Below are 21797 nucleotides of genomic sequence, written 5' to 3'. Positions count from 1 at the left end.
TTAAGGTTGGGGAGACCGTAAACCAAATCAATTGTGTCTAGTTGGGGAAATCTCGGAATATCGGGGAAGCCCGCTTGAGCTATCTCTTGTTTACAAGTTAATTTTATCTCCCTTTGGCAGGAAAGACAATTATTGAATGGAAATTTGAATAAAGAAAAGGCTATTTTGAATCATTATTAACTGAGCTAAGCCTGATTTGATAGTGTTTTCATTGGCTTGTTCCTTTTTTTTCTTTAAAATTGAAAAAAATGGGAGGGTTTTGAGTTTAAAGATAGTGAAAAAAGCTACAATGTCGGTCTTTTTATAGAGTTGTTATGCCATAAAAAAATATTTGTTTAATGGTATATCTGTGTTTTTGAAATAATAATAAGAGCAGCTGAGGGATCTCCTTAGCTGCTCTTATTATTGGTTTGTTATTTGACGGAACCGGATGTGATGCCTTCGACGTAATATTTCTGCATGTAGATGAACAGCAGTGTGATAGGGATGGCGATCAGAACACAGCCGGCGGTGAAGGTCATGAATAAGGAGTTGGCGGTGGTGCGAGTCATCATCGTGTACAACCCGATGGCCACCGTGTATTTCTGGATGTTGTCTCCCATGATGACGCGGGCGAAGATGAAATCCATCCAAGGGCCCATAAATGCCATCAGAGCGGTATAGACGATGATTGGCTTAGACAGAGGCAACGTAATCTTAGTAAAAATCTGCCATTTGTTGGCCCCGTCAATCATTGCGGACTCATCTAACGCCATTGGAATGGTATCAAAGAACCCCTTGGCGATATAAAAGCCCAGTGCCGCTCCTGCTGAGTAAACCAGAATCAAAGCGAACAGGCTTTGGGTCAAGTTCAATGCTTTCAAAATGTAGTAGACAGCAATCATGCTCATGAAGCCTGGAAACATGTTCAAAACCAAAGCAACTTTCAAAAAAGGTTTGCGCAGTTTAAAACGTAGTCGACTCAAAGCATAGGCCATTGCAATGGTGATAAACGTGGATAACACACAGCTGCAAACAGCAACGAACAAAGTATTTAAGAACCAACGAACAAAGGGATAGTTACCGGAAGCATCTTTTAGCAAGTTGATATAGTTAGTTAAAGTGAACTGCTTGGGGATGATATAAGGGACAAATGCGCCGCCTTCTTCCCGGAAGCTGGTAAGAATAATCCAAAAGATTGGAAACATCCAGACAACTGCCATGATAATCAAAATCGCATAGATCAAGGTTCGACTCAACCGTTGCTTGCGATGATAGCTTTTGTTTTTTGCTTGTACGGCCATGGGTTAACCCTCCTTGAATGAATTGGTGCGGGTGTACATGATCAAGCTGAACACCGCAGATAGAATGAAGATCAGAATACCAATAACGGAAGCTAAGTTGTAATCCATCGTGTTGACAGTCAGGTTATACAGCCAGGTCACCAATAAATCGGTAGAACCGGCACCGTAGAAATCGGAATTTGAAGGGCCACCACCGGTCAAAAGGTAGATGACATTGAAATTGTTGATGTTTCCGATAAATTGCTGAATCAACGCTGGCGTCATGACAAACAAAATCTGTGGGAAAGTAATGCTTCTGAAAATCTGGAACTTATTGGCACCGTCGATTTCAGCGGCCTCGATTTGATCACGGTCCAGGTTTTGGATGATCCCGGTAGAAACCAGCATAGTAACCGGAATCCCAATCCACATGTTAACAATGATGACTGTAATTTTGGCCATCAAAGGGTCAGTCAGAAACGGAATTGCACTCTTGATCCAGCCCAAATTCATAAGGATGGAGTTGATGGGGCCGGCATCATTGAGGAGATTACGCATGATCAGCAGCGAGACAAATTGTGGAACGGCCATAGTAATGACGAAAATCGTACGCCAGAACTTTTTGTATTTAATTCCTTTTGATTGAATCAAAAGGGCGAGGATAACCCCGAAAAAGAAATTAGTGACGGTGGCAAGCACTGCCCAAATCAAGGTCCAGCCGAGAACAGGGAAGAAGGTATTGGCCATATCACCGGAAATGACATTTCCGAAGTTGCGTAGACCTACCCAAGTGAATAGACTTTTTGGCGGCAAGTGGTTGTGGTCATAGTTGGTAAATGCGATCGAAATCATGTAAAGAAGCGGTAAAACCGTAAAGAACAAGACGCCCAACAGAGGAATCGTCATCAAAGTTGCATGGAACCGCTCGTTCACTAAGCTGATCAGATCATCTTTGGTAGAGGGAATCGTTTGACCGGCTTGTTTTAATTCATAGATGTGGCGAGCGCTCTTGAGATTGATGATATACATAATCAATAAGAGCACACAGACTAAGATAGCAGCGATCCCAAAGAGGAGGATCAGCATGGAGTTATCGCCTTTTTGCAGTACTTCGATGCCGAGACTTTCATTGTAGACGAGGCCTTGTTTTTTTGTACCTAATGATTGCAGCATCGCCAACGCGTGAAAGCCTGAATAAAACAACCAACCGATAACGCCCACTTGGGTGGCTAAAAAGATCAGTCCTTTAGGAATTTGTTTGTTGGCAAAGTTGGCTGAACCCATAATAAGAAATGATAGCTTAGTCGGCAGATCGCCTTCTTTGAACAATTCTCTAAAGGTGATGTGTTGCTGGGAATTTTTTCGTTTAAACATCGATTCTCACCTTACTTTCTGGTAGGTAGGCGCCCAAGTTTCCGAATCATGCGGAAAGCTTCAGCGTTTTAAAAAGCGGGGGGCGCAAATTCACCCCCCGATTATCGTTTGTTTATCAAGTTTCTTCGCCTTGGTACGGCTTAGGAGACTGTCGGTGTAGGGAGTCTGTTCTCACCGGCTTGCCCAATTAAGTCCAAAGCAGCTTTGTCAGAATAGAAAGCAGAACTTATTCTTCCACTTTTTTGGAGATGTCTTGAACAAATTTGTCTAGTTTTGCTTGATAGTCTGCTTCTTTGATATTGCCTTTGTAAGTGTCGTTGATCAAAGCATCCATTGGTGGCCAGAAGGAAACCATTTCTGGCAATTTAGGCATTACGACAGTGTGTTCAGGGTCAGTCATTTCCATAACAGCTTTAGCTACTGCATCGTCAGTCACTTTGCTGTCAGCTTGTGCTTCTTTATTGGAAGGAATCACGCCGTTGGTTTCAAATTCGATCATTTGAGAGTCTTTGTTGGTCAAGTATTCAGCTAATGCCATTGCAGCAAGTGGTGATTTAGTTTGTTGGTTAACACCGTACAGTTTTACACCCATGAAGGCCATCATTTGTTTGGCACCATCACCAAAATCGATGGTTGGGTAAGCAGCTACTGCCATGTTGTCCCCAAGGGCTTTTTCAACGTCGTTTTTAGACCAAGGGCCGCTGAGGAAGGCATCTGTTTTACCAGATTGTAAGTTACTCAAGGCAGATTCAGAAGATTGAACAACTCCTGGATTTGATTTTTGAGCAGCAATCCATTTCAAAACTTGAATTCCGTTGTCGTTGTTAAAGTTGGTTCCTTGCAGGTCTTCGCCATTTTCACCGAAAAGGACGTCACCGTTACTCATAAACAATGGGCCAAAGATATAGTTTGCGCCGGCTTCACCGAAGTTCGTACCGATTTTGCCTTTTGCAGTCAAGGTTTCCCAAGTTTTCACATCATCAGCAGACAGTTTTGATTTGTTATAGTAGAGAACTTGTGATTCAACACCGTATGGGTAGCCATAAATCTTATCGTTCCAAGTCACACCATTGACAGAAGCTTCGGTATTGTTTTCTTTGATAGTTTCAGCTTGTTTGGTTCCTACTGGATATAAGAGACCGGCTTCAGCCATTTGTCCTACTTGGTCATGTGGCATCATGAAGACGTCGGCAGCTTTTTCAGGGTCTTTTGAAACATCGGCTTTCGCATCTGCAGAAGAGCCGGCTTTGACTTCAACTTTTACATCGGGGTTTTCTTTAACGAAGTTGTCGACAATTCCTTGGATAGCTTTGATATGGTCTGTGTCCACCCAAAGTTTCAAATCACCTTCGATTTTTGCTGCGTCGCCGGATCCGGAAGTATTGGTGTCACCGCCAGACGCATCATCTTTGCTACTGCCACATGCAGCCAGCGTCAAAGCTGAAATGCCCAATACTGCGGAACTCATGAGAATCTTTTTCCAATTTTTTTTCATTTCCTGTTCCCTCCATAATTGTTTGACTGATGTCAAAGAATGATTTCGCTTACAAGAGTATTATGCAACCGATTGCGGAAATAGTCAAGGGATATCCTTCAATAATTTGTTTTTTTCGTGAAAAGATTCTGTGGATGAAAAAGGAAATAAATCATTCAAAAACAAACTCCTACTATAATATGTAAGAATGATTTGTTTTTATTGACAGCTGCAATCTGAACCAAGCCTCGTGGAAATACTCAGGAGAAAGTCCTTTTTACAGGAAAATACACCAGATAACGGCTTGTGATTTGTAATGCAAACGATTGCTTAAAATTCTTGAAATACGTTGCGGATTGTGCCATAATGAACGGGTAATAAGGACGAATAATCAGATTTGTTCGGCAAGATTCCTGTGATCTTGGCCAGAAATTTTTTATGAAGGAAGTTTTTGGCACCGACTTTAATTCAGGAGGATGACAATCAATGAATACAGCAGCAATCTATCATCGCCCCGACAGCGAATTTGCTTTTTTGTACACAGCCGATAAGATGCGAATTCGACTGCGAACTGCTCGTGGAGATATCAAGGAAGCCAATCTACTTCACGGGGATACCTACACATTGCATCAAGAAAACTGGTATGAAGCACCCCTCAAGATGGTGCGTTATCTGACCACCAATCTCTATGACTATTGGGTCTGTGAGACGGGTGCCCCTTTTAAACGCTTAGCATACGGATTTCATCTAAAAGGACATGACGGGACGGAAATTTTTTATGGAGATCATGGTGTTTTTCCTTATCAGGAAGAATATCTGCAAATGCCCAATAATTATTTCCGGATGCCTTACCTCCATGAATCTGACCGCTTCAAAGCGCCTGAATGGGTAAAAAGCACCGTTTGGTATCAAATTTTTCCAGAACGTTTTGCAAACGGTGACAAGAGCAATGACCCGGAAGGAACCCTGGCTTGGGGCTCCAAAGCGCCGGATCGCCAAGACTTTTTCGGCGGGGACTTGCAAGGTGTTTTGGACCATCTGGATCATCTGGAAGCGCTGGGAATCAATGGCTTGTACTTCTGCCCGATTTTTGAAGCCCACTCCAATCATAAATACGATACCATCGATTATTTGAAGGTAGATCCGGCTTTCGGTGATGAAGCACTTTTGAAAAAATTGATCCAAGAGTGTCACAAGCGAGGCATTCGGGTGATGCTGGACGCCGTATTTAATCATATGGGGGATGTTTCTCCCCAATGGCAGGATGTACTCAAAAATGGTGCAGATTCAAAATATGCCGATTGGTTCCACGTCAATGAATTTCCGGCGACGTATACACCAGGCAACGACTTTGAAGATGCCAAAGATTTGACCTATGATGTCTTTGCATTTACCCCTCATATGCCGAAATTGAATACTGCCAATCCGGAAGTTCAGGCGTACCTCTTGCATATCGCTCGTTACTGGATTGAAGAATTTGATATTGATGCTTGGCGCTTGGATGTGGCTAACGAAGTGGATCACGGCTTTTGGAAAAAATTCCGGCAAGTCTGTGATGAAGCCAAGGAGGATTTTTACATTCTCGGTGAAATCTGGCATTCCTCTCAATCTTGGCTGCAAGGAGACGAGTTTCATGCAGTTATGAATTATGCCTATACAGACGCCATCATGGGGTACTTTGTCAAAGGTGAAATCCCAATGGAAAAAATGGTATCTGAGATCAATGGCCAACTGATGCTCTATCGCGATCAGGTGAATCAAATTCAATTCAATGTGTTAGACTCTCACGATACACCGCGACTTTTGACAGAAGCCAAAGGGGATAAGGACCTGATGAAACAGGTGGTGGCCTTTACTTATTTGCAACCAGGAGTTCCTTGTATTTATTATGGCGATGAGTATTCGATGACCGGTGAGATGGACCCTGATTGCCGCAAGTGTATGGTCTGGGATCCAGAAGAACAAGATCAAGACATGTTCGACTTTTTCCAAAATATGGTGGCACTTCGTAAAGAATGGCAACCGATTTTGTCTGAGGGACGGATGGATTGGCAAAAAGCCGATGAAGACAGCGGCATGGTCGTACTAGCCAGAGAATCCGCTGACGGAAAAATTCTGGGTATCTTCAATACTGGAACTGTGACACAAGAGATCCCGGTTCCGCGATATAAACTGTTGACGGGAAATCTAGCCACGGTGGAAGAAGAGCGGGTTTTGATTTCTCCTAAGGGATTTCTGCTGCTTCATTGAGTTGTGACCGCCGCGTGATCGTGTATCCGTGGCGGTTTTTTAAAATCAAAATCAATCAAAAAAACAATTATCGCTGTATCAAACAACGCTTAGATAAAGCGCAGCATACGTAAAAGGAGCGAAGGAACATGGAAAAACACTGGTGGCAAGAAGTTGTCGTTTATCAAGTATATCCCCGCAGTTTCAAAGATAGTGACGGTGATGGCATCGGAGACATTCCCGGCATCATTGAAAAACTGCCTTATTTGGAAAAGCTGGGAATCGGAGCTATCTGGCTATCACCCGTCTATCAGTCCCCTAATGATGATAACGGCTACGATATTTCCGATTATCAAGAAATCATGGCTGAATTTGGAACGATGGCAGATATGGATCGCCTAATTGCCGCCGCACAACAGCGGGGAATCAAGATTGTCATGGATTTAGTGGTCAATCATACCTCTGATGAGCATCGCTGGTTTATCGAGGCACAAAAAGGACGCGACAATGATTATCGAGACTTTTATATTTGGGCAGATCCAGCTGCAGATGGTGGCGTACCTAATGGGCTGGGGTCCGCCTTTTCCGGCAGCGCTTGGGAATTTGACGAGGCCAGCAATCAGTATTACTTGCACCTATTTAGTAAAAAGCAACCGGACCTAAATTGGGAGAATGAGAACGTCCGCCAAGCTGTCTATGACATGATGAATTTCTGGATTGAAAAAGGAATTGGCGGCTTTCGCATGGATGTCATCGATTTGATTGGGAAACAACCACAAAAAGAGCTGACCGGCAATGGTCCTAAACTTCATGACTATCTGCAAGAAATGAATCGGGCGACCTTTGGACAACAAGATCTCTTAACCGTGGGAGAAACATGGGGGGCAACACCGGAAATCGCTAAATTATACTCAGATCCAGCGCGCCATGAATTGTCGATGGTCTTTCAGTTTGAACATATGATGCTGGACCAGGAACCGGGAAAAGAAAAGTGGGATTTGATTCCGCTGCAAGTAGGTGCTTTGAAACAAGCATTGGCTCGTTGGCAGACAGAATTGGGAACAGAAGGCTGGAACTCACTCTTTTGGGAAAATCATGATCTTCCGCGAATTATTTCGCGGTGGGGCAATGACAAGGAGTACCGAGAGGCCAGTGCTAAATTCTTTGCTATTTTGCTGCATATGATGAAAGGAACACCCTATATTTACCAAGGGGAAGAGTTGGGGATGACCAACTATGTGGCAGAAGACATCAGTGAAGTAGCCGACATCGAAAGCGTGAACATGTATCATGAACGTCTGGCACAAGGCTATTCCAAAGAAGTAATACTGGCTTCAATCAACAAAAAAGGCCGCGACAACGCCCGCACTCCGATGCAATGGGATGACAGTGCCCACGCTGGTTTTACCACCGGAACACCGTGGCTGGCAGTCAACCCCAATTATCGGGACATTCATGCGGCGAAAGCACTGGCTGATCCGGATTCGATTTTTTATACCTATCAAAAACTGGTTCAACTGCGCAAAAAACATCCTCTGATGATCTGGGGTGAGTTTGAACTGTTGTCAACGGAGGAGAAAATTTTTGCTTATTTGCGGCGCTATGAAGGAGAGACGTGGCTAATCGTGGGGAATTTTTCTGATGACGAACAAACAGTTATGTTGCCGCAATTTACGGTGATGGCGACCATCATTCGAAACTATCCCGGCGATGTAGATGATCTTGCACAAGCCAGACTGGCGCCGTGGGAAGCTTTTGCTGTGAAAGTGAGTGAAAAACGATGACAGACACACTGCCTTGGTGGAAAAATGCAGTAGGCTATCAGATCTATCCTCGCAGCTTTATGGATTCTGATGGCGACGGTATCGGGGATATCAATGGAATTATTGAAAAACTGCCTTATATCAAGTCCTTAGGCGTCGATTTCATCTGGTTGAACCCCATCTATAAGTCACCTAATGTGGACAATGGCTATGATATTTCCGATTATCAAGATATCCAACAGGAGTATGGCACGATGGCGCAATTCAAGGAGCTATTGGTGCAAGTCCATCAAGCGGGGATGAAGCTGATTTTAGATTTGGTGATCAATCATACCAGTGATCAGCACCCTTGGTTTTTGGAAGCAAAAAAAGGAGCAGAGAATCCTTACCGAAACTATTACCATTGGCAAAGTGCTGCTGGGGAAAAGCAGCCGCCCAATGAGTGGCAGAGTTTTTTTGGCGGGCCTACCTGGACCTATGATGCTACCAGTAAAGAAAGTTATTTCCATGTCTTTGCTCCACAACAGCCAGATCTCAATTGGACCAATTTCAAGGTAAGAGAAGAAATTTATGCCATGATTGAATGGTGGTTGGAGCTGGGGATTGACGGTTTTCGTCTAGATGCCATCAGCCACATCCAAAAAGAGTCTTGGGATTTTAAAATCACTGACAATCCGTGGGCACCCTTTATGAATGTTTCGGGTATCGAGGAGTACATGGCGGAATTGAAAGGGATTTTCGCTAGGTACGACATCATGACAGTGGGAGAAGCCAGTGGTGTTTCTAGTCGTCGCGCAGTCGATTGGACCGATGATGAAGGTTACATCAACATGATCTTCGAACTGGAGCACAATGTTCGTGAAGGAAAACCGGGAGCTGAGCGAATCAACCTACTGGGTTTCAAGAAAGTGCTGGCTCGTTGGCAGAAACATTTAGAACATGCTGGGTGGAATGCGCTGTATGTGGAAAATCATGACAATCCGCGTTTTAATTCTGTATTAGGAAATGAGACCGCCAAATCAGCTCAGGCGATTGGCACGGCCTATATGCTGCTGAAGGGAACGCCATTTGTTTACCAGGGGCAGGAATTAGGGATGACCAACTACCCATTTACCGGGATTGATCAAGTGGACGCCAAAGATTCTCATAACCATTACCGACTGTTGCTGGAAGAAGGTACCGATTCATTGGAAGCGTTGAAGTTGGTGACCCATTGGACCAGAGACCATTCCCGCACCCCGATGCAATGGTCGTCGGCTGTCAATGCAGGCTTTACGACCGGTCAACCGTGGCTCGCGGTGAACCCAAACTATCCACTGATCAATGCGGCTGTTGAAGAAGCAGATCCGGACTCGGCGTTGCAATTTTATCGGCGCTTGATTGCCTTTCGAAAGGCAGAGCCGGTTTTTACCACAGGCAGCTTTGACTTAGTGGCAGCCGGTGATCCAGATATCTTTGCCTATGTGCGGCAGACAGAGGAAAAGGCGCTATTGGTATTGGTGAATCTTTCCCAGCACTTACGAGTCGTAACGTTACCCAACCGACTGATTGCCACTGGAGATCAAAACTACCGCTATGTTTTCGGTAATCTTTCAAAACAAGCTGCCAGTCGCAGCCTCACCAAACAAATGAGGTTGGCGCCTTATGATGCCGCTGTTTTTGAACAAGAGAAATAAATGAAAAAAACGGACCTGAAATTCTGAACAGGTCCGTTTTTTTGTGGCGGTGATATAAGAAAAATTGTGAGTGTGACAATGGTTGAGTCACCCTCCTGTGAAGTGAACAATACCAAACGTGAGCCCCAAAAAGCCGACGATCTTCCATTAAAATCATTGGAAGATCGTCGGTTTTTCATTGCTAAAAATTTCAAATCCAGACTTTCCTTGATTTCGTCAAGCTAATTCAACCTCATTCACTTCCCTTTACACGTATGGAATTGTTCTCTCTTCCGACTAAGACATCAATAGGATCACAATTTTTAATCACCCGTATACTTTTTATTAATTGTGGTTAAACATTCGCTGTTTAGCACTTAGAAATTACTTATGTCACATTCGCAATTGTACCTGAGGCGAAGACTGGTATAATAAATTGGAAAACCAGGGTTGGATTTGTGAGGACTGCCAAGGACTATGGACTGATCAAGACAAATCATTGGAAAGAAATGGAGTCAGAAGTGATGGGGAAATTTCGCTTATTGTTGGTAATGGCGCTACTCTCAGTAGGACTTAGCGGCTGTCAAAATGATTCACCGGCTTATAAGTCGGCTGTATCCGCAGGTGTAACGACAGCTGCCAAAGGAAACTTTCAAAAAGCAGAGGCCTACTTTGAGATGGCTTTAAGCGAGAAGCCAGAAGATGAAACAGCTAAAGACTATCTGGAACAAGTTGCAGCCATTAGCAAAAGTCAGCGGCAATTGTCTGCCGGACAACTGTCGCAAAGCCGTGAAACAGTCGCTGCCTTATTGAAGCGCAACGATCTTTCCCGTGTCATACGTCAAAAGGCTCAGGAGCAATCCGAAGAAGTGAAAGGCGTGCAACAGGAGACGGATGCTTTTTCAGGGCAGTTAACCGAAATTACTAAATTGATGGATGAAAATAACTATGAAGAAGCGTTGAATAAGTGGATGGAGGCTCGCAATGCCGCCGATGGCAAACCGGCATTGAAAGAAGAGCGGGGGGAACTGGACAAAATTTTAAAACGATTGGTAAGACAAAAATCAACCTATGACGTGGCAAACAAGGTCGCAGAGTTGACCCCACCAGAAACAGAAGAGACCCAAACACCACTAATTCCGGAAATTTTGCAAGGACACTGGTATAGCCAGCCACCTGCTGAAGATGGCAACTTTGCCGGACAAACGCCGGCTTTGACAATTACCAAAGACAGCCTGCTGTTTACAAAAGAGCAAAGAATCTATCAGATAACTGCAACTGATCATTGGCAGTCACGCTACACCTTGAGCTGGGATATGAACGCCTTTTCTCGTCGTTATGGCGCAGGGTCATTAGGCGAGAATCCGGTACCTTTTCAATTTTACCTGACAGCACCCACCGAAGAAGTCTCCTACACGACACTCACCTGGTTGGAGCAGACATTCTATCGCTGATTTGTAAAAATAGCACAAAAAATAAAGCTAAAACCTCACCAATCGGAACCCTGATCTGTCTGTCGGTGGTTGATTCGGTGAGGTTTTTTAATAGCTGAAAATTGCAGACTGGATAGAAAAAGTCGCCAGTGGAACTCAATGTTTGACAGCTACTGACGCTGTTTTTAACTCTACATCTAGGTCCAAGATACCTTCGTTGCTTTTCAGCTGCAAGGTTCCATAACTTGGCTTGAACTGCAAGGTCAAGTCGCTTCTCAGGAAATTTTTCTCGTAGTCGGAAATATAAAAAGCAAAGGTGTCGTTTTCTAAAGGAATGGTAAATGGTGGGGTGCTGTTTTTCACTGGCTGGAGCAGAAAACGATCACCAATCATACAGCAACCTTGTGCGGAACTGTAGACGTTAGAGCCATCATTTAAAGCAAGAATCAAACGAGTGGCAACACCGAATTTGTTCTCTAAATGGCGAGTTGTTTGTTCATCCATAGTGATTTTCATAAGTATTCACCTCTTTTGCTGCCATCATATAACGATATCGAAAAAAAGGTTATTTTTTTGCCTGAGGAGCTTTTGTTAGGGCCTTTTCTTGAAAAAAAATTATAATGAGGGAGACGATAGCGGTGGAAATAAAGGAGTGAGCCGAATGGAAGAAAAGAAAAACGGAGGCATGATGGCGGTTATTGCCGCCTTGATTGCCAATATTTTGGTAGCCATCAGTAAGTTTATCGGTTATCTACTGAGCGGTAGTGCCGCGATGCTAAATGAATCTATTCACAGTGTAGTAGACTGTAGCAATCAGGCGCTATTGATTGTAGGGGATCGGCGAGCCAGCGTCGGCCAAAGCGAGCTTCATCAGTTTGGTGAAGGACGGGCAAAGTACTTTTTCAGTACTATCGTAGCAACGATGCTCTTTTTCGGTGGTGGGGCATTAGGCGTGATGGAAGCAACTGAAAAACTCTTTCATCCAGCCCATGAAGTGGGAAATCAGTGGCTAGTGATTGGTATCCTGATTTTCGGGATGGTGGTCGAAGGAAGTTCATTGCGAATCGCGTTTAAAGAGATTGCCGAACTAAATACAGAAAAGCTGCCCCTGTTCAAATTTTTACGAGAAAGCCGTCACAGTGAGATTTTAATTATTTTCACGGAAGACTTCTGTGCAGTGATTGGTCTGCTGTTGGCATTAGCGGGGACAATTCTAACCATGATCACCGGCAACGCCGTCTTTGATGCTTTAAGTGGGTTGCTGATTGGCCTGTTATTGATGTTTGCGGCTATCTTTTTGGCGAAAGAATTTTACAGTCTGATTATTGGGGAGAGTGTAACCGCCGGCGATCTTGCCAAAATCAAAAGTGCTTTTGCACGACCGGACATTGAGCGTTTGATTGACATTAAAACACTGCACATGTCAGCAGATGAGATCATGATTGCCGCCAAAGTCGACATCGTGGCTCCCAAAGAAGGCGCCGCCTACAGTATCATCAACGAAATCGAAGCGAATATCCGGGGAGGACTGCCAGATAAGAAAGCCTATATCTACATTGAAGTGGATGAATTTCAAGAAAATTATCACGACCATGGTCAGCCGCAAAAAGAGGAATAAAAAACAAACGTGAAAAGAATTTTTCTTGAAAGGTGGCGCTTCTGCCCGCCTTTTGCTAAAATGAACAAGGACTAATTTACGGAAAGAAGGATTATCATGATTTCAGCAAGTGATTTGCGGGCCGGGATGACATTCATCCAAGACGGCAAACTGATCAAAGTATTGGACGCCAGCCACCACAAACCAGGTAAAGGCAATACTGTTATGCGTATGAAACTTCGCGATGTACGGACTGGTGCAACTTATGATACAACTTTGCGCCCAGATGAAAAATTTGAAAAAGCCCACATCGATACCAAAAATGTACAATACCTGTACACAATGGATGATACTGGTTACTTCATGGATACCGAAACTTACGAACAATATGAAATCCCGGTAGAAACTGTTGCAGAAGAGATGAAATATATCTTGGAAAACATGGAAGTGAAGATTCAATTTTACGGCTCCGAAGTCATCGGCGTACAATTGCCTTCAACCGTTGTTTTGCGAGTAGCAGAAACGCAACCATCAATCAAAGGGGCAACTGTGACAGGCTCTGGTAAACCAGCAACAATGGAAACCGGCTTGATTGTCAATGTTCCTGATTTTGTCGAAGCTGGAGAATTGTTGGAAATCAACACAGCTGAAGGCACTTATGTAAAACGTGCCGGCAAGTAACACTTATAAAGCGGGATCCGATTTTTCGGGTTCCGCTTTTTTTGCGGCTCTGGGATCGGAAATTACAACTTGAATAAAGGTAAGATACCAGTAAAAGACGACAAGCTTCCGTTGAAAACGAGTGGCAGCTTGCCGTCTTTTCGTTACTTAAAATTTCAAATACCGACTAATCTTGATTTCAGCAAGCCAAAGGAAATTTGTTTCCTCTTAACCGGCTTAAAGTATTTGTTTTCTGCCACTTGAAAAAGACTTAATCTGACAATTTCTGTCAGCAAGTTTCAAAAAATCAGACCGTTTCTCGAATGATCAGCTCAGTGGCGAGCGTGGGAATTTCCGGCTGACTGTCTCCTTCAATAGCAGCAATCAGACTTTTTGCCGCCGCTGCCCCCATTTCAGCGATGGGCTGACGGATCGTAGTGATTTCAGGATACGTCAAAGCAGCGATGGGCTGATCGTCAAAACCCAGTACCGCCAGATCTTGTGGGATAGCAACTTTTAATTTACGAGCTTCACTGAGAATTCCGGCAGCTACTTCATCACCATTGGAGAAAACCGCAGTCGGGGCTGTTTCAGGATTCATAGCCGCAAATTTTTGCAGAAAATCTCGGCCCCCTTGAACGCCTAATGTTCGTTCAAAGAAAAGAGTCTCATCGAATGTTAGGCCGTGATCCCGCAGGGCAAAAAGAAAGCCTTTGAAGCGGTGGTCATGGACATTCATCACATTACCAGTACAAAAAGCAATCCGGCGATGGCCTTGATTAATTAAATAGCGGGTGCCTTCATAGCTGGCCTTTTCTTCGTCAATCTTGATGACAGTCAATTCTTCGTCGCCGATATAGCGGTTGCACAAAACAATTTTACCTTCTGCCATCAGTTGTTTAATCTGAGGCGTAGCAGTTTCCAAGTTTGTGATGATGATACCGTCCAATTGCTTTTTCTGGATCATCTGGATATAGAACGCTTCTGACTGGGGATTGCCCTGGGTTTGCAGCACGACCAGATGATAGCCTAATTCCAACGCCGTTTTTTCGATGGTATTTACTAGATTGGCAAAAAAAGGATTGGTGATATAAGAGATGATAACGCCAATCATCTTAGATTTTTTACCCCGCAGCTGTTGAGCGACATTGTTGGGGTAGTAGTTCAATTCTTCCATCGCTTTATAGATTTTTTTCTTCGTCTTATCCGATACATAAGGATGGTCGTTCAAGGCGCGGGACACAGTTGTCACCGATACCTTGGCTTTTTTTGCCACGTCTTCGATACTGGCCATTCTCAAAACTCCTTTAGTTGTATGCAATTTGTATTTCATGTCAGGAAATAAATTTAGTTTTTTGTTCACCCGGGGTCGCCGCAAAAACTTTTTTCTTCTGGTCAGTCAAGCAGTAAGGTTTTCCGTCTGGCCCCCAAAGTAGCAGATTAAATCCTGAATACATAATCTATTCTCCAGTTTAATTATAGTCATATTCACTGATATAGCAACGAAAAAAGTTTATGAAAACGATTGACATATGAAAACGATTGACATATACTCGAGTCAGAAAAAGAAAGCGCGAACAATTATGCTTTTGCTTTCTTTTGACAATTAAAGGGGAAAAAACGTCTAGGAGGAATGAGCAACATGAAAACAAGAAAATTGGTTACTGGGTTGACGACAGCGGCACTGGCACTTTTAGTTTTAGTTGGCTGCGGAAATTCTGGAGGGGATTCTGCAAAAAGTGATGAGCTTTACATTTTTAATACCAAGAGTGAGATTTCCGATTCGCTGAAAGAATTGGCAAAGGATTATGAAAAGGAAACAGGGATTCAAGTGAAAACCTTCTCCCCAGGATCCGGTGCTGATGTAACAGAGACGATGAATACTGAGATGACTTCAAAAAATGCACCGGCAATTTTCGCCACCAACAGCTTGATTACTTGGGGACCAAAAGACGGCGACTTCATGTACAACCTCCAAGACAGCAGCAATGAAGAGTTGAAGAAGCTGGCTGAACAAGTTCCTGAAAACATGCGCTTGTCCGTTGATGATAAAACAAATTTTGGCTTGCCTTATACTGTTGAAGGTTATGGCTATATCGTGGATAAAGATGTCTTAAAGGAGCTGTTTCCGGCAGCAGATCAAGATGCCTTGCTGACTGATTTAAAAACGGTTGATTTCCAAGGATTTACCGATTTTACGAATGGCCTGAATGAATACTTGCAATCTGATAAAGTGGCGACTTTGAGTTTGAACGGTCACGAGTACCCATTGGCAGCTGAAAAAACAGAGTTGACTAAGAGCCTCACAGGCATTTTTGTTGAAGCAGGTGCGGAAAAGTGGACTTATTCTGATCACATGATTAATGTGGCGATGAATACAGTGTTTAGCAGTTATTCCGATGCATTGTATTCTGACCCAAGCAAATTTGATGAAATGAAAGATTCACTGGTCAAATACATGGAGGTGCTGGATTACAACACTTCCCATGCAGCTGGTGAAGATGGACCGTTAGTTCGCGGCTCTGAATTTATCAACGGGACTGTCGGTAGTTATGACAATTCCTTGCAACTATTTGCCGATCACAAAGGGGTATTTATCAAACAAGGGAACTGGATTTATCCTACTTTAAATAAATTGAATCCAGACATGTTGGCAACTCTGGATATTATTCCCATCAAAATGCCTTTTGAGCAAAAAGATATTCATTTAGAAGGTTGGACACCAGAAGATTACAACAAGACGATTCCGACATTTGTGCCTAACTATTGGATCATCAACAAGCAAGTCTCTGAAGACAAAATCAAATTGGCGGAAGATTTTCTGGTTTGGCTGTATTCATCAGACCGTGGCCTGAAATTCTTGAAAGATGAATCTGGGTTCATCTTGTTCAATGACTTGGACAGTGGTGGTAGTAACACGTTAAATGAAGCACTGATTTCCTATTTGAAAACCGGAAAAACATTGTCCAATCCATTCAATGCTTCACCGGGCAATTTCTTGGAATATGTAGGGAACGAGTTGAAAGAAAACTATATGACTAAAAAAGAGTGGGATGCAGGAACTTATCCTGATTTTGCCGACAAAGTAATCAAGAAGTGGCAGGAACTGAAACAAGATAGTTCTTACTGAGTTTAAAGCGAGTCAAAATCGTCTTTTACGGAGGAATCTCCAATGGTTATTCGTAAAAGACGATTTTTGATAGGAGGAAAGAAGTTATGAAAAATATCTATAAGAAATGGTTTGCTCCCTTCACGATTCCGGCAGTTGTCTTGTATTCCTGTGTGGTAATCATTCCGTTTATCATCGGTTTGATCTATTCCTTCTCAGCTTGGCGGGGCGTCTATTTCGCTGGAGGTGGGAATGCCTTTGAAGCTTGGGTAGGGTTAGATAACTATCGTAAAGCATTTGAAAGTGAAAGTTTTCGTCAGGCCTTCTTCTATACAGTTAAATTTACCCTGCTAGCGGTTGTTGTTGTCAACGTCGTAGCGTTAGGATTGGCACTTTTAGTCAACAGTATTGGAAAAGCAGTTGGTTTTTTCCGTGCAACTTTTTTCCTTCCCAATTTGTTAGGCGGATTGGCACTGGGTTTTATCTGGTTGTTCATCTTTGAAAATATTTTCTCACAAGTCTTATTTGGACCAGATGGGCTATTACCAATCAGCTTTTTGACCAATATGACGCAAGACAATACTAAAAATCTGTTTGCAATGCTGATGGTCGTTACTTGGCAGATGTCTGGCTACATGATGATTATCTATATCACTGGTTTAAATAATATTCCTACTGAGTTGTATGAAGCCGCCGCGATGGATGGAGCCAACGCTTGGCAGCGATTTAAAAATATCACAATTCCTATGCTGATGCCGTCGTTCACAATTGTCTTTTTCATGGTGTTATCTGGTTGCTTCAAACTTTTGGATCCCAACGTCGCATTGACCAACGGAGAGTTCAATACCCGGATGCTGGCACTACAAATATTGCGAGCACCGCGGGACAGTTCAAATAACTATGGTTTGGCACAAGCAGAAGCAGTTATTTTCTTTGTTATTATCGCAATAGTTTCTCTGACTCAGGTTGTGATCACGAAACGAAAAGAGGTTGAAATGTAATGAAATCAGTTGGTAAGTTTAAAAAGTTTGGCTTTCTGCGTTATCTGATTTTGACTGTGCTGGCCATCTATACTTTATTTCCCATCAGTTTTTTATTAATCAACTCCTTCAAGTCACAATCAGAAATTGTTAAAACACCGTTGGCTCTTCCAAAGAAAATTGATTTCACCTATATTCGGCGGGCCATTGAAGAGATTGACTTGGGTAATTCAATCGTCTTGACAGTGATTATCACCGTGATTGCTGTGGTTTTGATCGTGTTTGTTTCTTCAACGGTTGCTTGGATGATGGTCCGTTTCAAGTCTAAAGTGTCTAGCATCATGCTGTTGTTTTTTACTTCCTCCATGCTGATTCCATTTCAGGCTGTCATGTACCCATTGATTAATATGTTTGACAATGTAGGGCTTAAAAATACACTGGGCTTGATCTTGATGTACGGTGGTTTCGGAATGAGTATGTCAATTTTCTTATACCACGGCTTTATGAAGAGTGTTCCCATCGCTTTGGAAGAGGCCGCCATAATTGATGGTGCCTCGGTTTTCCAAGTATACTTCAAAGTCATCATGCCATTGGTGCGGCCAACGACGATGACAGTAATTATTTTGAATGCGATGTGGATTTGGAACGATTATTTACTACCGTTTTTAGTTATTGGCAATGGTGAAAAGAAGACACTGACATTGGCCATCTATTTTGCCAAGATTCAATCAGGACAGTATGGGAATGCGTGGGATTTAATTTTCCCAGCAGTACTGATTACGATTGTGCCGATTATTATCTTATTTTTACTGCTGCAGAAAAATATTATCCGTGGTATCTCTGATGGTGCTGTGAAATAAGGAGTAAATTATGACAAGTAAGATGAAATGGTGGCACTCAGCCATCGGTTATCAGATTTACCCGAAAAGCTTTCAAGATACTAATCATGATGGCATTGGTGACATTGCTGGCATCACGCAGCGCTTGGATCATTTGACAGATTTAGGGGTGGATGTTGTTTGGATTAGTCCAGTCAATTTGTCTCCCATGATGGATCACGGCTACGACATTTCTGACTATTACCAAATTGATCCATCTTTTGGAAGCAACGAAGATTTTAGCGAGTTGCTGGCCAAAGCCGGTGAAAAAGGAATCAAGATTTTGATGGATTTGGTAATCAACCATGCCTCTACTGAACACCCTTGGTTCAAGGCGGCTATGGCAGATTTAGATAGCGAGTATGCGGACTATTATGTCATCAAAGAAGGCCGTGAAAACGGAGCGCCGCCGAATAACTGGCGTTCCATGTTTGGCGGCAGCGCTTGGGAAAAAATCCCCGGGACAGACAATAAGTTCTACCTGCATCTTTTTACAGTAGGACAGCCGGATCTCAATTGGGAGAATCCCCAATTGCGTCAGAAACTATACGAAATGATTCGCTACTGGCTGGATCAAGGAGTAGCTGGTTTTCGGATTGATGCCATTGCCCACATTAAGAAAATCTACGACGAGAAGATCATCTCGCCAGATGGGCCGGATGGCTTGGCGACTGTTTGGGAACAATACCGCAATGCTTGTGGGATTGGTGAGTTTTTAAAGGAGATGCGCGAGGCAATTTTTGCTGATTCTGATGTGTTGACAATTGCCGAGATGGACGTGCCTGATCCTGATCAGTGGCTTGAATATTTCGGAGACAATGGGTATTTCTCCAGCATTTTTGATTTTTACCACACGCCTTACACGATTCAAGAGGAGAAATATCAGCAAGATCCCGCCGCCTTCGTAGATCTGTTGAAGCAAAAGTTATACAAAAAGCAAGTGTTGGCCAACGATCGAGTTTTCTTCACCAATTTTTTGGAAAATCACGATTTGTCGAGGATGCCCGATCGATTGATTCCACAGAAAGACATCAGTTTTGACAGTATCACCGCCTGGAGTATGATGTACTTTTTCCTGCGGGGAATTCCAGTCATCTACCAAGGCCAAGAAATCGGAATGCGAGATTACCCGAAAACAAGTATTGATGGTTACTTGGATTTGGCAACCCATAACAGTTACCGAGACTATCTGTTGAGAGGTCTCACACCGGCAGCAGCTTTAGCAAAAATCAATCAGGAGTGCCGCGAAAATAGTCGAACACCGATGCAATGGGACGCTGGCAACTTTGCCGGATTCAGCGAGGTTTCCCCTTGGTTTGCCGTTAATCCAAATTATCCGCAGGTGAACGTAGCCCGGCAAGCCGCTGAACCAGACTCGTTGTTGAATTTTTTCAAAAAGATGACTAGCTTGCGAAAAAGCGAGAAATTAGCACCGCTGATGATTTATGGTCGAACGGTTCCGGTATTGCAAGAGGTAAGAGGACTGGTAGCTTATTATCGTGAGCGCGAGGGGCAGCGATTAGTAGTGGTAGCCAATCTAACGGCAAATATGCAAAAAATTCCGCTAAAAAAAGCTGTCAACGAGCCATTACTGAATAACCTGCCAGGGTTTATACAAACGACAGCTTATGGGGAGCTGCAACCGTATCAGAGCGTAATCTGGTACGAGACAGGAGGGGAGAGCCTTGCTACCTGAAACACGTGAATGGTGGAAAGAGGCGGTGGTCTACCAAATATATCCTAAAAGTTTTCAAGATACCGACGGAGACGGTGTCGGGGATCTGCCCGGCATCATCCAGCGATTGCCTTATTTGGAAAAGGTGGGGGTTGATGTCATCTGGATCTGTCCTATCTATAAATCACCAATGGATGATGGCGGTTATGATATCGCCGACTATTATCAAATTGATGAACGTTTTGGTACCAATGAAGATTTTGATCGCTTGTTGAGAGAAGCTGAAAAACGCGGCATCAAGGTTTTGATGGATCTGGTGGTAAATCACACCTCTGATGAGCATGAATGGTTCCAACAAGCGTTAGCCGATCCTAAAAGCAAATACCGGGATTATTATATTTTCCGTGAAGGACAAGAAGGCCAGCCGCCGAATAATTGGCGAACCTATTTCGGCGATAATGCTTGGACGCAAGTTGCAGGGGAAGAAAACATGTTTTATCTTCATGCATTTACCAAAAAGCAGCCGGACCTGAATTGGGAAAATCCCGAAGTGCGAGAAGAAATCTATCGGATGATTAATTACTGGCTGGATAAAGGACTAGGGGGCTTTCGAATCGATGCAATCCTAAATATCAAGAAGCGACTGGTCTTTGGTGAGCTGCCAGCCGATGGGGAAGATGGATTGGCATTTATCGGTCATTGGATTTTGAATCAGCCGGGAATTGAAGTCTGGTTGCAAGAAATGCAGGAGCGTTGTTTCAAACCTCATGATGCGATGACCGTCGCAGAAGCCAATGTGCCGGCAGAGCGTTTGTCGGAATACATAGGTCCGGAGGGGTATTATTCAATGGTCTTTGACTTTAGTTACACCGATATTGACGTGCCTGTTACTGGGGAGTGGTTTAAACCTAGTGGCTGGACTTGGCAACAGTTGCGGGAAAATATTTTTGACAGCCAGCTAGTGACCCAAAGCGCTGGCTGGGGAGCCTTATATCTGGAAAATCACGATCAGCCGCGCTCTATCAGTAAGTATCTACCGGCTGCTGAAAATAATGACACTGCTAAAAAAATGCTTGCCACGTTGTTTATGCTTTTGCGGGGGACACCGTTTATCTACCAAGGACAGGAGTTGGGGATGTCCAATATCGAGATGACTAGTATTGACGAGTACAATGATGTGGCTACTTATGATCAATACCAGCGGGGGATATTGGCAGGCTTGAGTGAAGGGGAGTCTTTGGCTGCCATGAACCGTCGTAGTCGTGACAATTCTCGTACACCGATGCAATGGAACGATAGTGAAAACGCGGGATTTTCGGCTGCGGAAAAGACGTGGCTGAGGGTCAATCCAAACTATGTCTCATTGAATGCGGAGTCGGAATCGCCTGATCCGTATTCGGTGCTGAATTATTACCGGAAATTAACGGCTCTTCGGAAAGATAAAGACTACAAAGAAGCGGTGGTATACGGTCTGTTTGCTCCCTTGTCGGACACTACAGATGAAATCATTGCCTATCAACGACTGTTGCCAGATGGCAAGGGTTTGACAATTGCAATCAACAACAGTGACCGTTTGATAGCTTTTAAGCTGCCGGCAGCTTTTGAAAAGCGGGTATTAGGTAATTATGAGGATTTTCCTGAAAAGAAAGCTTCTGGAAATTATCTTCTGCGTCCTTATGAAGCTTTGGTTACAACAAATTATTAACAG

16 protein-coding genes are annotated in these 21797 nt (G+C 43.5%); 11 read left to right on the top strand and 5 right to left on the bottom strand.

Annotated elements, in window-relative coordinates; translation table 11 throughout:
• Positions 1 to 413: 413 nt before the first annotated feature.
• From ACOMA8_RS00910 to ACOMA8_RS00900, 3 genes are all read right to left on the bottom strand, one after another.
• A complete protein-coding gene (locus ACOMA8_RS00910; protein WP_161899241.1) occupies positions 414 to 1283 on the bottom strand; it encodes a sugar ABC transporter permease in 870 nt (289 codons plus the stop codon).
• Between the two features lie 3 nt (positions 1284 to 1286).
• Positions 1287 to 2636: a carbohydrate ABC transporter permease gene (locus ACOMA8_RS00905; protein WP_161899240.1), complete on the bottom strand. Its 1350-nt coding sequence runs from the start codon at positions 2634 to 2636 to the stop codon at positions 1287 to 1289.
• Positions 2637 to 2862: 226 nt separating this feature from the next.
• The gene (locus ACOMA8_RS00900) at positions 2863 to 4131 is read right to left on the bottom strand and encodes an extracellular solute-binding protein (RefSeq protein ID WP_161899239.1); all 1269 of its coding nucleotides are present in this window, start codon (positions 4129 to 4131) and stop codon (positions 2863 to 2865) included.
• Between the two features lie 465 nt (positions 4132 to 4596).
• Here ACOMA8_RS00900 and ACOMA8_RS00895 point away from each other — a divergent pair, with 465 nt between their 5' ends.
• From ACOMA8_RS00895 to ACOMA8_RS00880, 4 genes are all read left to right on the top strand, one after another.
• Complete coding sequence (locus ACOMA8_RS00895; RefSeq protein ID WP_421367630.1) at positions 4597 to 6360, top strand: glycoside hydrolase family 13 protein; 1764 nt, start codon at positions 4597 to 4599, stop codon at positions 6358 to 6360.
• A 128-nt stretch (positions 6361 to 6488) separates the two neighbouring features.
• Positions 6489 to 8123 (top strand): glycoside hydrolase family 13 protein, encoded by a 1635-nt coding sequence (locus ACOMA8_RS00890; RefSeq protein WP_421367627.1) that lies wholly within the window; start codon positions 6489 to 6491, stop codon positions 8121 to 8123.
• On the top strand, positions 8120 to 9778 hold the full coding sequence (locus tag ACOMA8_RS00885) for a glycoside hydrolase family 13 protein (RefSeq protein ID WP_421367624.1): 1659 nt from the start codon (positions 8120 to 8122) through the stop codon (positions 9776 to 9778). The genes ACOMA8_RS00890 and ACOMA8_RS00885 overlap by 4 nt, the downstream gene beginning before the upstream one ends.
• A 503-nt stretch (positions 9779 to 10281) precedes the next feature.
• A complete protein-coding gene (locus ACOMA8_RS00880; protein ID WP_421367621.1) occupies positions 10282 to 11211 on the top strand; it encodes an outer membrane protein assembly factor BamD in 930 nt (309 codons plus the stop codon).
• 135 nt (positions 11212 to 11346) lie between these two features.
• Here the strand turns inward: ACOMA8_RS00880 and ACOMA8_RS00875 are convergent, their stop codons facing one another.
• Positions 11347 to 11706, bottom strand: coding sequence for an iron-sulfur cluster biosynthesis family protein (locus ACOMA8_RS00875; RefSeq protein ID WP_421367618.1), 360 nt, complete (start codon positions 11704 to 11706; stop codon positions 11347 to 11349).
• Positions 11707 to 11851: 145 nt separating this feature from the next.
• Between ACOMA8_RS00875 and ACOMA8_RS00870 the strand changes: the two genes are divergently transcribed.
• Complete coding sequence (locus ACOMA8_RS00870; protein ID WP_421367616.1) at positions 11852 to 12808, top strand: cation diffusion facilitator family transporter; 957 nt, start codon at positions 11852 to 11854, stop codon at positions 12806 to 12808.
• Between the two features lie 96 nt (positions 12809 to 12904).
• Entirely contained in the window at positions 12905 to 13468 is a 564-nt protein-coding gene (gene efp / locus ACOMA8_RS00865; protein ID WP_161899232.1) for an elongation factor P, read from the top strand.
• 286 nt (positions 13469 to 13754) lie between these two features.
• On the opposite strand, the gene ACOMA8_RS00860 is transcribed toward efp, so the two are convergent.
• Positions 13755 to 14741, bottom strand: coding sequence for a LacI family DNA-binding transcriptional regulator (locus ACOMA8_RS00860; RefSeq protein ID WP_421367613.1), 987 nt, complete (start codon positions 14739 to 14741; stop codon positions 13755 to 13757).
• Between the two features lie 348 nt (positions 14742 to 15089).
• On the opposite strand from ACOMA8_RS00860, the gene ACOMA8_RS00855 reads away from it, so the two are divergent.
• The 5 genes from ACOMA8_RS00855 (at position 15090) to ACOMA8_RS00835 (ending at position 21794) form a co-directional block, all read left to right on the top strand.
• On the top strand, positions 15090 to 16577 hold the full coding sequence (locus ACOMA8_RS00855; RefSeq protein ID WP_421367611.1) for an ABC transporter substrate-binding protein: 1488 nt from the start codon (positions 15090 to 15092) through the stop codon (positions 16575 to 16577).
• An 86-nt stretch (positions 16578 to 16663) separates the two neighbouring features.
• Positions 16664 to 17557, top strand: a complete 894-nt coding sequence (locus tag ACOMA8_RS00850) for a carbohydrate ABC transporter permease (RefSeq protein ID WP_161899229.1) — start codon at positions 16664 to 16666, stop codon at positions 17555 to 17557.
• On the top strand, positions 17557 to 18396 hold the full coding sequence (locus tag ACOMA8_RS00845; RefSeq protein WP_421367609.1) for a carbohydrate ABC transporter permease: 840 nt from the start codon (positions 17557 to 17559) through the stop codon (positions 18394 to 18396). The genes ACOMA8_RS00850 and ACOMA8_RS00845 overlap by 1 nt, the downstream gene beginning before the upstream one ends.
• Before the next feature lie 10 nt (positions 18397 to 18406).
• The gene (locus ACOMA8_RS00840; RefSeq protein ID WP_421367607.1) at positions 18407 to 20110 is read left to right on the top strand and encodes an alpha-glucosidase; all 1704 of its coding nucleotides are present in this window, start codon (positions 18407 to 18409) and stop codon (positions 20108 to 20110) included.
• A complete protein-coding gene (locus tag ACOMA8_RS00835; protein ID WP_421367604.1) occupies positions 20100 to 21794 on the top strand; it encodes an alpha-glucosidase in 1695 nt (564 codons plus the stop codon). The genes ACOMA8_RS00840 and ACOMA8_RS00835 overlap by 11 nt, the downstream gene beginning before the upstream one ends.
• The last annotated feature ends 3 nt before the right edge of the window (positions 21795 to 21797 follow it).

It is taken from the genome of Enterococcus infantis, from assembly GCF_049166715.1.
Taxonomy (GTDB): domain Bacteria; phylum Bacillota; class Bacilli; order Lactobacillales; family Enterococcaceae; genus Enterococcus_C; species Enterococcus_C leclercqii.
The sequence above is the reverse complement of the archived record's forward strand: the minus strand, read 5'-3'. Positions and strand labels throughout refer to the sequence as shown.